The organism is Methylomonas sp. BG-2, assembly GCF_057766305.1.
In genome coordinates, this window is record NZ_JBYMAP010000471.1 from 1 (window position 1) to 1,357 (window position 1,357).

The following is a 1,357-nucleotide window of genomic DNA, read 5'->3' on the forward strand; positions in this document are numbered from 1 at the left end:
CGCCGAACCATTCGTTGTCTTCAATCGCGTTGTAAAGATAGGGTGGGTCCATCGCAGCCTGTACGTCGAAGCGCGGCATGTCGCGGAAGATGTTGACCGCATCCAGAAAGCGGGCGGTGGCCCGGTCGACACTACGTTGGTGATAGTAATCGCCGCCGATCAGTAGTTGGTGCTCGACGCCCCAGGTGTTGAAATTCCCGGTCAGATCCAAATACACGGTTTGCGTATCGTATTTCAAGCCGCCGAACCAAGCCCCGCGCGGCGTGTCGCCATTGACCGCCGCCCGGCCATCGGCATAGGTCTCGAACAAGCCGGCGTCGCCATCGACAATCACCACGCCGTTGCGCAGCTTCCAGTGGTCGTTGAAACGGTGGTTCCAGTTGAAATCCACCAGCCAATAGGAATCCTTGTCCGGCAGACCCGCTTGGGCGAAGGTTCGGGAAATCGGCGCCGGCGCGACCCGGTTGCCGGTCACCGGCAAGCCGGCATCGTAGGTGCGCTTGTCGTCCATATATTCGACCGACCAATTCAATTCGGTACGGTCCGACGGCTTCCAACTGAGACTGGGCGCGAAAAACAGGCGGTCGTTGATCACGTTGTCGCGGAACGAATTGCTGTCCAGATAGGACAGGTCCAGCCGGTATGCCAGCGAACGGTCGTCAGTCAACGGTCCGGTGGCGCTGGCTTCGGTGCGGTAGTAATCGTAGGAGCCGAAGCGCTGCTCCAGCGAATAGTAGGAATTGGCCGACGGCTTCTTGGTCACCAAATTGATCAAGCCGCCGGCTTCGATGCGTCCGTACAAGCCCGAAGCGGGGCCCTTCACGACCTCCACCCGATCCAGGTTGGCGAAATCGGCGCTGCTTTTCTGCATCCGAATACCGTTACGGTAATAGTTGCTTCGAAAGCCCAACTCGAAGCCGCGCACCACGTAAGCGTCCGCGCCGCCGGTGGTGCCGCCGTTGGAGGACCGTTGCACCACGCCGCTGACGTTTTTCAACGCATCCTGCAGCCGAAAAGCCTGTTGATCGCGAATCACCGCTTGCGGAACGACTTGCACCGACATCGGCGTTTCCATGATCGGCGTATCGGTTTTCATCGCGGTCGCGGCGACTTGCCGGTTGTAACGGGTATTGTCGGGGTCGTAGCCGCCGATGCCGCTCGCTTCCACGCGAACCGCCGGCAGCGTGGCCGCATTGGAGTGGCCGTCCGCCCGCTTCACAGCAACCGCGTCCTCGGCAGTAAAAGTAAAGATCAGCCCGGTACCGCGCAGCAATTGCTCCAATGCCTGACGCGGCGTCAGCCGTCCGTTCGCGCCCGGGCTGACGCTGGGTTTCAAGGCTTCGCGGTCGAACAGCAT

General features: G+C 60.7%; 1 protein-coding gene. It reads right to left on the reverse strand.

All coding sequences use genetic code 11. The annotated features are described in order from the left end of the window. Positions 1-1,357: TonB-dependent siderophore receptor (locus AC3B8H_RS21370; RefSeq protein WP_488443519.1), on the reverse strand; the 1,357-nt coding region annotated here is incomplete at both ends.